The sequence below is a fragment of the Dactylosporangium sp. NPDC049742 genome (assembly GCF_040674675.1).
GTDB lineage: Bacteria > Actinomycetota > Actinomycetes > Mycobacteriales > Micromonosporaceae > Dactylosporangium > Dactylosporangium maewongense.
Map to the genome: position 1 here is coordinate 133,312 of NZ_JBFANF010000008.1, position 12,827 is coordinate 146,138.

Annotated in this window: 13 protein-coding genes and 2 pseudogenes; 13 read left to right on the top strand and 2 right to left on the bottom strand. The window is 73.6% G+C overall.

Annotated features, from left to right (window positions below; all coding sequences use genetic code 11):
- Positions 1-86 precede the first annotated feature (86 nt).
- The 10 genes and pseudogenes from AB0J72_RS13405 (at position 87) to AB0J72_RS13450 (ending at position 7,061) form a co-directional block, all read left to right on the top strand.
- Positions 87-611, top strand: a complete 525-nt coding sequence (locus AB0J72_RS13405; RefSeq protein WP_363398305.1) for a PadR family transcriptional regulator — start codon at positions 87-89, stop codon at positions 609-611.
- Positions 608-1,288, top strand: coding sequence for an ABC transporter ATP-binding protein (locus AB0J72_RS13410; protein WP_363398307.1), 681 nt, complete (start codon positions 608-610; stop codon positions 1,286-1,288). The genes AB0J72_RS13405 and AB0J72_RS13410 overlap by 4 nt, the downstream gene beginning before the upstream one ends.
- Entirely contained in the window at positions 1,285-3,441 is a 2,157-nt protein-coding gene (locus AB0J72_RS13415; RefSeq protein ID WP_363398309.1) for an FtsX-like permease family protein, read from the top strand. Before AB0J72_RS13410 ends, AB0J72_RS13415 begins: the two co-directional genes overlap by 4 nt.
- A gap of 58 nt (positions 3,442-3,499) precedes the next feature.
- Complete coding sequence (locus tag AB0J72_RS13420) at positions 3,500-4,258, top strand: thioesterase family protein (protein WP_363398311.1); 759 nt, start codon at positions 3,500-3,502, stop codon at positions 4,256-4,258.
- Positions 4,259-4,303: 45 nt separating this feature from the next.
- A pseudogene (locus AB0J72_RS13425) lies at positions 4,304-4,516 on the top strand (helix-turn-helix domain-containing protein); the annotation flags it as partial.
- Positions 4,517-4,589: 73 nt separating this feature from the next.
- Positions 4,590-5,006, top strand: coding sequence for a hypothetical protein (locus AB0J72_RS13430; RefSeq protein ID WP_363398532.1), 417 nt, complete (start codon positions 4,590-4,592; stop codon positions 5,004-5,006).
- A gap of 98 nt (positions 5,007-5,104) precedes the next feature.
- A pseudogene (gene lexA / locus AB0J72_RS13435) lies at positions 5,105-5,470 on the top strand (transcriptional repressor LexA); the annotation flags it as partial.
- Between the two features lie 451 nt (positions 5,471-5,921).
- Complete coding sequence (locus AB0J72_RS13440) at positions 5,922-6,251, top strand: DUF1622 domain-containing protein (protein ID WP_363398524.1); 330 nt, start codon at positions 5,922-5,924, stop codon at positions 6,249-6,251.
- Complete coding sequence (locus tag AB0J72_RS13445) at positions 6,248-6,517, top strand: hypothetical protein (RefSeq protein WP_363398313.1); 270 nt, start codon at positions 6,248-6,250, stop codon at positions 6,515-6,517. The genes AB0J72_RS13440 and AB0J72_RS13445 overlap by 4 nt, the downstream gene beginning before the upstream one ends.
- 43 nt (positions 6,518-6,560) lie before the next feature.
- The gene (locus AB0J72_RS13450; RefSeq protein ID WP_344510642.1) at positions 6,561-7,061 is read left to right on the top strand and encodes a hemerythrin domain-containing protein; all 501 of its coding nucleotides are present in this window, start codon (positions 6,561-6,563) and stop codon (positions 7,059-7,061) included.
- A gap of 144 nt (positions 7,062-7,205) precedes the next feature.
- Here AB0J72_RS13450 and AB0J72_RS13455 read toward each other — a convergent pair whose 3' ends face one another.
- Complete coding sequence (locus AB0J72_RS13455; RefSeq protein ID WP_363398315.1) at positions 7,206-8,432, bottom strand: MFS transporter; 1,227 nt, start codon at positions 8,430-8,432, stop codon at positions 7,206-7,208.
- A 59-nt stretch (positions 8,433-8,491) separates the two neighbouring features.
- On the opposite strand from AB0J72_RS13455, the gene AB0J72_RS13460 reads away from it, so the two are divergent.
- The 3 genes from AB0J72_RS13460 (at position 8,492) to AB0J72_RS13470 (ending at position 11,158) form a co-directional block, all read left to right on the top strand.
- Entirely contained in the window at positions 8,492-9,340 is an 849-nt protein-coding gene (locus AB0J72_RS13460) for a Rieske 2Fe-2S domain-containing protein (protein ID WP_363398317.1), read from the top strand.
- Positions 9,341-9,437: 97 nt separating this feature from the next.
- Positions 9,438-10,520 (top strand): NAD-dependent epimerase/dehydratase family protein, encoded by a 1,083-nt coding sequence (locus tag AB0J72_RS13465; protein ID WP_363398319.1) that lies wholly within the window; start codon positions 9,438-9,440, stop codon positions 10,518-10,520.
- A gap of 71 nt (positions 10,521-10,591) precedes the next feature.
- A complete protein-coding gene (locus tag AB0J72_RS13470) occupies positions 10,592-11,158 on the top strand; it encodes a hypothetical protein (RefSeq protein WP_363398321.1) in 567 nt (188 codons plus the stop codon).
- An 11-nt stretch (positions 11,159-11,169) separates the two neighbouring features.
- On the opposite strand, the gene AB0J72_RS13475 is transcribed toward AB0J72_RS13470, so the two are convergent.
- A complete protein-coding gene (locus AB0J72_RS13475) occupies positions 11,170-12,756 on the bottom strand; it encodes a methyl-accepting chemotaxis protein (RefSeq protein WP_363398323.1) in 1,587 nt (528 codons plus the stop codon).
- Positions 12,757-12,827 lie beyond the last annotated feature (71 nt).

Consider the following 12,827-nt stretch of genomic DNA (forward strand, 5'->3'; position numbering starts at 1 on the left):
GATACGGCTAGCTACGGTCCGCAACCTATCGAGACCTACGCTGAGGGTATATACGCGGCGTATACTCTCGGCGTATGGTGGTCGGCATGAGCGTTCCCCTCACGCTGCTCGGGCTCCTGGAGCGCGAGCCCAGCCATGGCTATGACCTCAAGCGCGACTACGACACCTTCTTCGGCCGCGGCAAGCCGCTGTCGTTCGGGCAGGTCTACGCGACCCTCGGCCGCCTCGCCCGCGACGGCAAGGTCGTCATCAGCGACGTCGAGCCGGGGGAGGGGCCCGACCGCAAGCGGTACGTCATCACCGACGCCGGCGCCACCGAGGTCGACGCGTGGCTCGCCGAGCCCGTCGAGCCCGAGCCGCACCTGCAGACGGTGCTGTTCGCCAAGGTCGTGCTGTCGCTGATGCTGGGCCGCTCCGCCGAGGACTACCTGGACATGCAGCGCAGCGCCCACCTTCGCCGCATGCAGCAGCTGACCGAGATCAAGCGCGCCGGCAACCTCGTCGACGCGATGCTCGCCGACCACGGCCTGTACCACCTCGAGGCCGACCTGCACTGGATCGAGACGACGGTCGCTCGCCTCGACGCACTCACCAAGGAGATCCAGCGATGACCTCGATGATCGAGGCCCGTGACGTACAGCTGTCGTTCGGTCAGACACCGGCGCTGCGCGGCGCCACCCTCGCCGTCGAAGAGGGCGAGATCGTCGCCGTGATGGGCCCCAGCGGCTCCGGCAAGTCGACGCTGCTGCACTGCCTCGCCGGCATCCTCGTCCCCGACGAGGGCGAGATCCACTTCGACGGCGCCCGCATCGACCGGCTCGACGAGACCCGCCGCAGCACCCTGCGCCGCGACCGGTTCGGGTTCGTGTTCCAGTTCGGCCAGCTCGTGCCGGAGCTGACCGCCGAGGACAACATCGCGCTCCCGCTGCTGCTCGGCGGCGCCCGCCGCGCCGCCGCCGTCGCACAGGCCCGGCCCTGGTTCGCCCGGCTCGGCCTGGAAGGCCTCGAGCAGCGCCGCTCCGGCGAGCTGTCCGGCGGCCAGGCGCAGCGCATCGCCCTCGCCCGGGCGCTGGTCGCCAAGCCCCGCGTCCTGTTCGCCGACGAGCCGACGGGCTCCCTCGACTCGCTCACCGGCGAGCAGGTCATGGACCTCTTGGTCGACTCCGCCCGGGCGCAGGGCACGACCGTCGTCCTCGTCACCCACGAGGCCCGCGTCGCGGCGTACGCCGACCGCCAGGTCGTCGTCCGCGACGGCCGCGTCCACGCCCTCGCCAGGAGCGCGTCGTGATCCGGTTCGGGCTGCGCCTCACCCTCGCGAGCGGCCGCGAGGCCGCGGTCAGGCTGGCCGTCATGGCCGGCGCGGTCGCGCTCGGCGTGTGGCTGCTGCTGAGCACCCTCGCCGGCGTCAACGCGGTCGACGGGCAGGTCGCCCGGCTGGCCGCCCTCGACGCGCAGATCCCCGCCGACGACGGCCCGCTGTGGTGGGCCGAGCGCGGTGGCGAGTTCTTCGACGGCCAGTCCATCTCCAGGGTCGACGTCGCCGCGCTCACCGCCGGTGCGCCCGTCCCCAGGGGGCTGCCGCGGCTGCCCGGGCCGGGGGAGTACTACGTCTCGCCGGCCCTCGCCGACCTGATCGACTCGACCCCCGCCGACCAGCTCGGCGACCGCTTCGCCGGCCACCGTGCGGGGTTCATCGGCGACGCCGCGCTGCCCTCGCCCGGCAGTCTCACCGTCGTCGTCGGCGGCACCCCTGAGTTCGTTTCGCAGCTGTACGGCGCCCGCCGCGTCAGCGGCTTCCCCACCCACGCGACCGGACTTCCCGTCGCCGCGCTCGACCTGATCCTGTCCGTCGTCGCCGGCGGGCTGCTCTTCCCGGTGCTCATCTTCATCGGCACCGCGACCCGGCTCAGCGCCGCCCGGCGGGAGCAGCGCTTCGCCGCGATGCGCCTCATCGGCGGCACGCCCCGGCAGATCTCCGTCGTGGCCGCCGTCGAGTCGACCGTCGCCGCGCTGCTCGGCACGGTCGCCGGGTTCGGGCTCTACCTCGCGCTGCGCGAGCAGGTCGCCGGGATTCCGTTCACCGGCCTGCCGTTCCAGCCCGACGACGTGACCCTCGGCCCGCTGATGGGCGTGGCGGTCGCGCTCGGCGTGCCCGTAGCCGCCGCGGTCGCCGCCCGGGTGGCGCTGCGCCGGGTCCGCATCTCCCCGCTCGGGGTCGTGCGCCGTGTCACGCCGAAGCCGCCCCGCTGGTTCCGCCTGCTCCCGCTGCTGCTCGGCATCGGCGAGCTCGCGTTCTTCATCGGCCGGGTGCCGGACAGCTCCAACAAGCAGGTCGCGGTCTTCCTGCCGGGGCTGCTGCTCATCATGGTCGGCCTGGTGATCGCCGGGCCGTGGCTGACGATGGTCGGCGCCCGGTTGCTCGCCCGCCGGGCGCAGCGGCCCGCGACCCTCATCGCCGCCCGACGCATGAGCGACAACCCGTCGGCCGCCTTCCGGGCGATCAGCGGCGTCGTCATCGGCCTCTTCGTCACCACCACGTCCGTCGGCATCATCCACACCATTTCCGAGGAGCGCGGCCGGCACGTCGACGCGCTCTCCGCCAGCACGCTGGTCACGATGTTCGAACGCGACCCGCAGAGCATCCCCGAGCCGGTCCTCGCCGCCGTGACGGCGCAGCCCGGGGTCCGCTCCGTCACGGTCGTGCGGGGCAACCCCGAGCGCGACGGCGGCTACGCCGGCCTCGCCCTGTGCGCCGATCTCGCCCGGGCGCCCGAATACGGCCGCTGCGCCGACGGGGCGACGGTCGCCTGGGTCCACGAGGATCTGCTGGGGTGGCGCACCACGCACGGCGCCGGCATCGTCTGGTCGGCGGCGCCCGTGACCGAGGAACAGTTGGCCGAGCTGCCCGTGGCGGCGGTCGTCACCAGTACCGACGGCGCCACCGCCACCCTCGAGCGGGCCCGCACCGCGTTGGAGCGCGCGTTTCCCGACCTGCGGGTCCAGCCGTTCACCGAACGGGACCGCGCCGAGGACCAGAACTCGCAGCTCGCCGGCTTCGAGCAGCTCGCGGCCGTGATCATCTTCGCGAGCCTGCCGATCGCCGGATGCAGCCTCGCGGTCGCCGTCATCGCCGGTCTCACCGATCGCAAACGGCCCTTCAGCCTGCTGCGGCTCACCGGTGTACCGCTGGCGGTGCTGCGACGGGTCGTCGCCCTGGAGAGCGCGGTGCCGTTGCTGGCCGCCGCCGCCCTCGCGATCGGGGCCGGGCTGCTGGGCGCGCAACTGTTCCTGAAGGCGCAGATGGACTACACGCTGCACCTGCCGTCACCGACCTACGCCGCGATCGTCGCCGGTGCGCTGCTGATGTCCCTGGCCATCATCGCCGCGACGTTCCCGCTGCTGCGGCGCATCACCGGGCCGGAGACCGCCCGGAGCGAGTGAGTCCCTCGCGGCTGCGCCGCCGGCGGGCTGTCGGCCGGCGTCGATCTACGATGTCCCGATGGCGTTCTACCTTCCGCTGGGCTCCGGCCGGTTCGCTTCGACAGCACACACGCGGGGGCCGTGGGACGCGGGATCGCAGCACGCCGGACCGCCGGCGGCGCTGCTCGGCCGGGCGGTGGAGCAGGTTGCACCGCCCGGCATGCGGGTCGCCCGGCTGACCTTCGAGATCGCCAAGCCGGTCCCGATCGCCGAGCTGTCCGTGGATGCGCGGATCGTCCGGCAGGGGCGCAGTGTCGTGCTCGTCGAGGCGGCGATCGAGCCGTACATGCGCTGCACCGCGCTGCTGATCCGCGCCGGGGCGGACGTGGTGCCCGCCGCGGTCCCGCCCCCGACCGTCCACCTCGACGGCGCCACCGTCAAGCCGCTCTACCCGACGACCCACGACGTCGGCTACCACACGGCGATGGACTTCCGCTTCTCCGAGGGCTCGTTCCTGGAACGCGGCCCGGCGACCGCCTGGCTGCGCATGAACGAGTCCCTTGTGGACGGTGAGGAGCCCAGCCCGCTGACCCGCGTCCTGGTCGCCGCCGACTCGGGCAACGGGATCAGCAACGAGCTGGAGCTGCGCAGCTTCCTCTTCGTCAACGCCGACCTGACCGTGCACCTGCTGCGGCACCCGATCGGGGAATGGGTGTGCCTGCGCTCGGCCACCTCCATCGACCCCGCCGGCATCGGCCTCGCCGACACCGCCCTGCACGACCAGCACGGCCCCATCGGGCGCTCGGTCCAGAGCCTTTTTGTCGCACCCCGCCGGTAGGGTGATTCTCGTACAGGTGATCGAATATTGGCGTATGGTGATCGCATGGTGGACAGTGGACTCAGTGACCGGCAGCAGCGCGTTCTGACCGTGATCCGCGGCTGGGTCGAGGAGCACGGCTATCCACCCACGGTGCGTGAGATCGGCGCGGCCGTCGGCCTGGTCTCGACGTCGTCGGTGTCGCACCATCTCAAGTCGTTGGAGCGCCTCGGTTATCTGCGCCGCGACGGCCGCTGGCCCCGGGCGATGGACGCCAGGGAGGGCGTGCGCGCCGAGTCGGGCGACGCTCAGCCCGGCGCTGGCTCCGGTGCCGCGGGCGGGGTCGGGCCGGGTGTCGACGGCGACGGTCGCGCTGGGGCGGGCCGTGGTGACGGCGGCGCTGACGTCCGGCTCGGTCCTTGGCCCGGGGTCGCGGGCGATGCGTGGTCCGCTGCTCGTGGCGACGACGGTGCCGGCGCTCGCGGTGCCGACGGTGCCCGGGCTGGCGGGGTCGGCGGCGCTGGCAGTGTCAAGATTCGTGGCGCTGGCGGGGCCGGGGTTGGCGGTGTTGGCGGGGCTGGGGTTCGGTTCGGTCCTTGGGCTGGGCTCGCGGGTGACGTGCGGTCCGGTGCTCGTGTTGATGACGGTGCCGGGGGCCGCCGCGGTGGCGCTGACGTCCGGCTCGGTCCCTGGGCCGGGGTGGCGGATGACCTCCGGTCCGGGACCCGGAGCGACGATCGTGCCGAGGGCGGCCAAGTCGACGACGTGAGCGACGTCCGGGCTGGGGGCCGGACCCGGGCCAGGCCCGGCGGGCGGGCCGGTGCCCATGGCGCGTCGGGCACCATCCACCGTGACGCCGGGGTCAGTGTGCCGGTGCTCGGTGCGATCGCCGCCGGTCAGCCGATCCTCGCCGAGGAGCAGGCCGACGACGAGCTGACCCTGCCGTCCTCGCTCGTCGGCCACGGCAGCCTGTTCGCCCTCCGGGTCAAGGGCGACTCGATGATCGAGGCCGCCATCTGCGACGGCGACTTCGTCGTGGTCCGCCGCCAGCCGGTCGCCGACAACGGCGACATCGTCGCCGCGATGATCGACGGCGAGGCCACCGTCAAGGTCTACCGCCGCCGCGACGACGGCCATGTCGACCTCTTGCCCCGCAACCCTGCGTACGACATCATCCCGGGCGACGAGGCCACCATCCTCGGCCGCGTCGTCAGCGTCCTGCGCCGCCTCTGACCCCCTCCGCCACCGCGCCGCCGTCCGGCCCAGGTCGGCGGCCGGTGTCCGCGGCCCGGGCCGGTGGGCGGCGTCGCGGTGTCGTCCAGGGCGTGTCCGGGCTGGACCGTGTCCGCACGTGTCCGCCGGACCTGCCCTGAGCACACGATCGCCGACAGTGCCGCGGGTCGTGTCTCCAGGATCTGGTGCCCGGGTCGTGTTGCCGATCGGTGTTCCTCGGTCTTGTCCACGGGGTGTGCGGTCTGGATTGGGTTCCCGGGCTGCGTCGGCGGGCGGTGCTGTCCGGGCGGTGTTTCCAGGCGGTGTCCGCAGGGGTGCTGTCCCGGGTTGAGTTCCCTGCGTCGGGTCCGGTGGGGCGTGGGCGGGGGTGGTTGTGTGGCGGTGGGGTGGGCAGAAGGGGCGGGTGGAGCTGGAGTTCGGCGAGGCGGGGCTGTCGGGTGTGGTCGACCTGATGGTGCGGGTGGTCGAGGCGGCCGGTGCGGTGGTCATCTTCGCCGGGGCGGTGGTGGCGTTCGTGCGGTTCGTGGTGGTGGCTGTGCGGACTCGGCGGGTTGAAGGGTTCACGCAGGTCAGGTTGGGGCTGGGGAGGTTTCTGGCGTTGGGGCTGGAGTTTCAGCTCGCCGGGGACATCCTGCGGACGGCGATCGCTCCGACGCTGCGGGAGATCGGGGAGCTTGCCGCCATCGCGGCGATTCGTACGGGCCTGAACTACTTCCTCGGCCGCGAGATCAAGGAGGAGCGGGAGGAGCTCGCCCGGGGGAAGGACGCGGCCGCGCGGTGATGCGGGTGCTGGTGGAGTACGCGGCGCTGGGGTGTGTCGCGGCGGGGGTGGTTGCGGGGTGGGTGACGTTCGCGCTCGGGCGGGACCTGCGGGGCGCGCTGGGGGTGGCGCTGGACTTCTGGCTCGCGGGCGGGATGCTGCGGCTCTCCGTCGGGACGGACTGGCGGCCGCTCGCGGCCGCGGCCGCGATTCTCGTGGTCCGGAAGCTGCTCGTGGTGTCGGTGGGCCGGTCCCGGGGTCGTTTGCGGAAGTGCAAAGAAGGGTAGCCATAACAGTGTTAGCCAGGTACGTCCACGTTTGGAGGGGCTCGTGTCGACCGACGCGATCGTTGTGCTCAAAGAGGACCACAAGACCGTCAAGCGGCTCTTCAAGGAGTTCCAGTCGGTGGGGGACGCGGCGAAGCGGCGCAAGGCCGAGATCGTCGGCAAGATCCTGGAGGAGCTGACCGTCCACACGTACCTCGAGAACGAGGTCATGTACCCGGAGGTCCGCAAGCTGCTGCCGGACGTCGAGGACGACGTGCTGGAGTCGTACGAGGAGCATCACGTCGCGGACGTGCTGTGCTTCGAGCTCGCCACGATGAGCCCGGACGACGAGCACTTCGACGCGAAGGTGACGGTGCTCATCGAGAGCGTGACGCACCACATCGACGAGGAGGAGCAGGAGTGGTTCCCGAAGGTCCGGGCGGGCCTCGGTCGCAACCAGCTGCAGGAGATCGGCGCCCGCATGGAGGAGCTGCGGCCCAGCGCGCCGAAGAAGCCGACCCAGCCGAAGGCGCTGAAGAAGGCGCTCGACGCGATGACCGCCTGACGGCGAAGACACCCCCGCGCCCCGCCACCGGCCCCGGCCGGCCGCGGGGCGCGCGTCGTCTCAGGACGCCGGCACCAGACCTCACGGGGCCGGCACGAAACCTCACGAGGCCGGCACGAAACCTCACGAGGCCGGCACCGACCTTCAGGGCGCCGGCACCAGGGCGGGCAGCCTCGGCAGGAACAGCAGGGCGAGCGCGGCGGTGGCGACGGTGACGGCGCCGGCGAGGACGGCCAGCGCGGTGAGGCCGGCGGCCTGGGCGAGCGCCGGGCCGGCGACCGCGCCGATCAGCGTGGCGAGGGCCTCGCCGCTGAGGAAGACGGCGCTCACCCGGCCGAGGACGGCGTTGGGGAGGGTGCGCTGCACCGTGGTCTGCGGCACCGCCCAGGTCATCGAGCCGGAGACGCCGATACCGACGGCGGCGGGCACGGCGACGGGCAGGCCGTCGGCGGTGAACAGCGCGAGGAATCCGGCGGCGGTGCAGAGCAGGCTCAGCGCGTACAGGTGCCGCGGCTGGACCCGGTCGACCAGCAGCCTGATGAGCGGGGCGCCGAGCAGGAACCCGGCCCCGAGCGCCGAGACGACCAGGCCGGCCTGGCGGGGGCCGCCGAGCTCGGTGACGCCGAGCGGGACGAGCAGGGCGCTGAGGGAGCCGTTGGCGAGCGTGAAGAGCGTGCTGACGACCAGCAGCCACCGGGTCATCCGGTCGCCGCGGATGGTGCGCAGGCCGTGCCGCAGCTCCTCGCGGATCGCCGCGACTGTCGTCCGGGATGGTCGCGCGCCGGGGCGGCGGGTGGTGAGGAAGATGGCCACGGCCGAGCACAGGTAGGTGGCGACGTCGGCCCAGATGAGCACGGGGAAGCCGTAGGCCAGGAGCAGGACGGCGCCGAGCGGGGCGCCGACGAGCCGGACGACGCCGTCGGTGCCGGCGGTGAGCGCGTTGGCGCTGCTGAGGCGGGTACCGGTGCCGACGACGGCGGGCGTGTACGCCTGTGCGGCCGGGCGGAACAGGACCGATCCGGTGCTCTCGGCGGCGAGGGCGGCGTACACGATCCACACGGTGCCGGGGGAGTCGGCGAGGAGCATCGTGGCGACCGCGGCGGCGCGGACCACGTCGGTGGTGAGCATGACCCGGCGGCGGTCCCAGCGGTCGCTGAGCACCCCGGCGAGCGGCCCGAGCAGCAGCACCGGCAGGTACTCCGCGGCGAGGGTGAGACCGGTGGCCATGAGCGAGCCGGTGATCTGCAGGACGTGCGCGGGGACGGCGACGGTCAGCAGCCAGCTGCCGAGCAGGCTGACGAACCGGCCCGTCCACAGCAGCCTGAAGTCCCGCACCCGCAGCGCCTCGGGCATCCCGGGCAGCTTCGGCATCCGTCGATCCTTGCACGGGCCCGGTGTTTCGGCGGACCCGTGCCGGGCATGGGACCGGCATGCGTGTGCTGGCCAGGCTGGAGAACGCCCGTTGGCTCGACCGGATCGGCGACGCCGTCCGGCGGGTCGTGCTCGCCACGGTGGGCAAGGGGCGGGTCGGCGAGGCACTGCACGGACGGCAGCTGGGGCATCCGGCGCACCCGGCGATGGTGCAGCTCCCGGTCGGCGCGTGGATGAGCGCGGCCGTGCTCGACCTGCTGCCCGGCACCGAGCCCGCCGCGACCGCGCTGCTCGTCGCCGGCACCGCCGGGACGCTGCCGTCGGTCGCGACCGGCGCCGCCGACTTCGGCACCCTGTCGCGGGAGCAGCGCCGGGTCGCGCTGGTGCACGCGGCCGCGAACACCGTCGCGGTCGGCCTCTTCACCGCGTCGATCGTGGCGCGACTGCGCGGCGACCACCGGCGCGGGCGGGCGCTGTCGTTCGCGGGGCTGGGCGTCGCCGGGACGAGCGCGTATCTCGGCGGGCACCTGGCGTTCGCCCAGGCGGCCGGGGTCAACCACGCGGCTGCGGCGTTGCCTCGTGTACCGCGGGAGTGGCGCACCGTCGACGCCGTCGACAGCTTCGCGGACCGGAAGGTCGGCACGAGGGCGTTCGGCGACACGACCGTGCTCGTGTACCGCGAGAGCGACCGCTTCAGCGTGATGGTGGGCGAGTGCGCGCACCGGGGCGGCCCGCTGACCGACGGGCGCACCGTCGACGTCAACGGGCAGGTGTGCGTCCAGTGCCCGTGGCACGGCAGCGTGTTCGCGCTCGCCGACGGGCACGCCGTGCACGGGCCGGCGGGCTCCGACCAGGTCCTGCTGCGCACCCGGGTCCGCGGCGGCCTGCTGGAGGCGGCCCGGCCGTAACGAAGGCGGCCGGCCGCACGGAACCGCCCGGCCGTAACGGAACCGCCCGGCCGTACGCGGAACCGGCCGGGCCGTAGACGGACAGGGGGAGCACGGCATGCGCATCGTCATCGTCGGCGCCACCGGCAACGCCGGGACCGCGCTGCTGCGCCGCCTGCACCAGGACGGCACGCACGACCTCGCCGGCGTGGCCCGCCGGCTGCCGGGGCCGGCGGCGGGCGCACCGTACACCGGCGTCGACTGGTACCAGTGCGACATCGGCGCGAAGGGTGCCACCCACCGGCTCGAGCCCGTGTTCGCCGACGCCGACGCGGTCGTGCACCTCGCCTGGCAGATCCAGCCGAGCCACGACCGCCAGGTGCTGCGCCGCACCAACGTCGACGGCAGCCGGGCCGTCATCGGCGCCGCCGTCCGGGCGGGCGTGCCGGCGCTCGTCGTCGCCTCGTCCGTCGGCGTCTACGCGCCCGGGCCGAAGGACCGGCTCGTCGGCGAGGACTGGCCGAAGACCGGGGTGGCGGCGTCGTCGTACAGCCGGGACAAGGTCGTCGTCGAAGGCATGCTCGACACGGTTGAGCGCACCGACCCGTGGCTGCGGATCGTGCGGGTGCGGCCCGGCCTGATCTTCCAGCGGGACGCCGGCACCGAGATCGCCCGGTACTTCCTCGGCCCGCTCGCGCCGACCCGCCTGCTGCGCTTCGGCCGGCTGCCGATCGTGCCGGACAACCCGCGGCTGCGGCTGCAGGCGGTCCACGCCGACGACGTCGCCGACGCGTACGCGCGGGCGCTCACCTCGGACGTTCGCGGCGCGTTCAACCTCGCGACGGACCCGGTCCTCACCCCGCGGGTCGCCGCCGAGCACTTCCACGGCCGGACGGTGCCGGTGCCGGGCGTGCTGCTGCGGGGCGGCGCCGCGCTCTCCTGGTGGCTGCGCCTGCAACCCGTCGACGCGGGCTGGGTGCAGCTGGCCCTGAGCGCGCCGCTGATGTCGAGCGAGCGGGCCACCACCGAGCTCGGCTGGCACCCGTCGGTCGACGCGGTCGCGGCGCTGCGCGAGCTCGTCGACGGCATGGCGGCCAGGGCGCACACGAAGAGCCCGCCGATGTCCGCCGGCCGCCTGCTTCCGGGTCGCACCGGCGGCCTGCTCCGGGGCCGGCTGCCGGGGACCGGCAACCCGTACTGAACTCGCGGGAACCACCACCGCCGACGAGCCGTCAGAACGGCATGAGGAGCGGCAGGCAGGTCATGGGGGCGATGCTCGGACTTCTGTTGGTGGCGGCGGGCTGCGCCCGGCAGGTGCCGCCGGATCTCGTGGCGGGGGCGCCCGCAACGACACAGGCGGGGACACAGGCGGGGACACCGGCGGCGACACCGGCCGGCGACATCGCGGTGCAGGTGCTGCGGCGGTATCTCGGCACGCCGTCGGAGAACTCGTTCCCCGAGCGGGCGTTCCCGACGGTGTACGTCATGGACCACACGTTCGGCGACGCCGCCGACCCGAGCGGGAAGCAGACCGGCGGCGTGCCGATCCCGGCCGCGACCCAGCAGCAGATCGCCGAGGCGCTGGCGCCGGCGACGAAGGTCGTGTTCGTCGCCGACCGCGAGACCGTGCTCGAGCACAAGGAGAGCTGCGCGCGGGTCAAGGACGACGCGATCCTGATCACGCTGGGCCAGCCGGTCGGGGACGCGCGCCGGGTCACCGTCGGCGTCAACGGGTTCGTCGCCTGCCTCGGCGCGACCTGGCTGACCTACGTCGTGCAGTACCAGAGCGGCGACGGCTGGCGGGTCACCGGGACGACCGGGTCGATGAGCATCGCCTGAGGCGCTGGCCGTCAGACGCGGAACTGGCCGGCCAGCGACTGCAGCTCGGAGGCGAGCTGGGCCAGGTCGTGGGTGGCGGTGCGGACCTCCGTCACGCCGCGGCTGGTCTCGTTGGCGGCGACGGCGATGCTGCTGATGTTGCTCGCGATGACGCCGGCGCCCTCGGCCGCCTCGGTGATGTTGCGGCCGATCTCGGCGGTGGTGCTGGTCTGCTGCTCGACGGCGGTGGCGATCGTCTGCTGGTAGCTGTTGACCTGGTCGATCACCTCGGCGATCGCGGCGATCGCCGAGGTGGCGTCGGTGACGCCGCCCTGGATGGCCTGGATGCGGCCGGCGATGTCGCCGGTCGCCCGCGCCGTCTCCTCCGCGAGGTCCTTGACCTCGGCGGCGACCACGGCGAAGCCCTTGCCCGCCGCGCCCGCGCGGGCCGCCTCGATCGTGGCGTTCAGGGCGAGAAGGTTGGTCTGCTCGGCGATCGCGGTGATGACCTTCAGCACGGCGTTGATCTCGTTGGAGGCGGCGCCGAGCGCGTTGACGGTGCCGGTGGCGGCGCGGGCGGAGTCGACGGCGGTGCTGGAGACGCTCGCGGCCTGACCGGCGTTGCTGGCGATCTCGCGGACCGACATGTTCATCTGCTCCGCGCCGGCCGCCACGGTCTGCACGTTGTGCGACACCTCCTCCGCGGACCCGGCGACGAGGTCGGACTGGGTGCCCGCCTCCACGGCCGCGGCCGCGATCTGCTGGGTCGTCGCGGACAGCTCCTCGGCGCTGGCGGCCACCGCGCGGGAGTGCTCGGAGATCGCGGTGACCACGTTGCGGGTGCGTTCGTTGGCGCGGTTGAGCCCGGCGGCCATCTCGCCGAACTCGTCGCGGCCGCGCACGACGGCCGTGCGGGTGAGGTCGCCGTCGGCCACCCCGGCGAGGACCGACGCGACGGCCCGCAGCGGCGGCAGGATCGACGAGCGCAGCAGCCACAGGCTGGCGGCGGTCAGCGCCAGGGCGAGGGCGCTGATGGTGAGGATCCACCGGCGGGCGGTCGCTCCGGCGTCGTCGAGCCGCTCGTTGCTGCGCCGCGCCTGCGCCCGTGCCTCCGCGACCGTGTCGTCGCCGGCCTTGGCGATCCGGGTGAAGAGGTCGATCTCGGCCCCGAGGATGAGGGCGTCCGCCGCGGCGCGGTCCTGCGCGGTGCCCGACCGGTAGAGCGCGACGATCTGCTGGTCGACCTTCATGAAGTCGGCGAACGTCTGACGCATCAGGGTGATCTGTTCGTTGATGATGGCGTCGGTACGCCATTCGTCGAGCGAACCGAGCTCCCGCTCGAACGCGGCCGCCGAGTCCAGGAACGCCTTGCGGCTGCCGGACGAGTCGGTGGCGGCGGCGGGGCCCTCGCGGGCGACGTCGAACGCGTAGGCCGTCTGCCAGCCGTTGAGGTCCGCGCTGCGGAACTTGACCTGCAGCGCCGCGCCGACCGCCCGCTGGGCGTCGGCGGCCGCGGCGGCCTTGTCCTGCTGGCTCAGTGTGACGGCATAGCCGAGCGTGGCGACGCCGAGCACCAGCACCATCGTGACCATGCCGCTGGCGAGGAGCCGCGTTCCCACCCGGACGTCCCGGAACCCACTCACATCACGGCGGATCGGCACCGAACTCCGACACTCCAGACATACCCGTC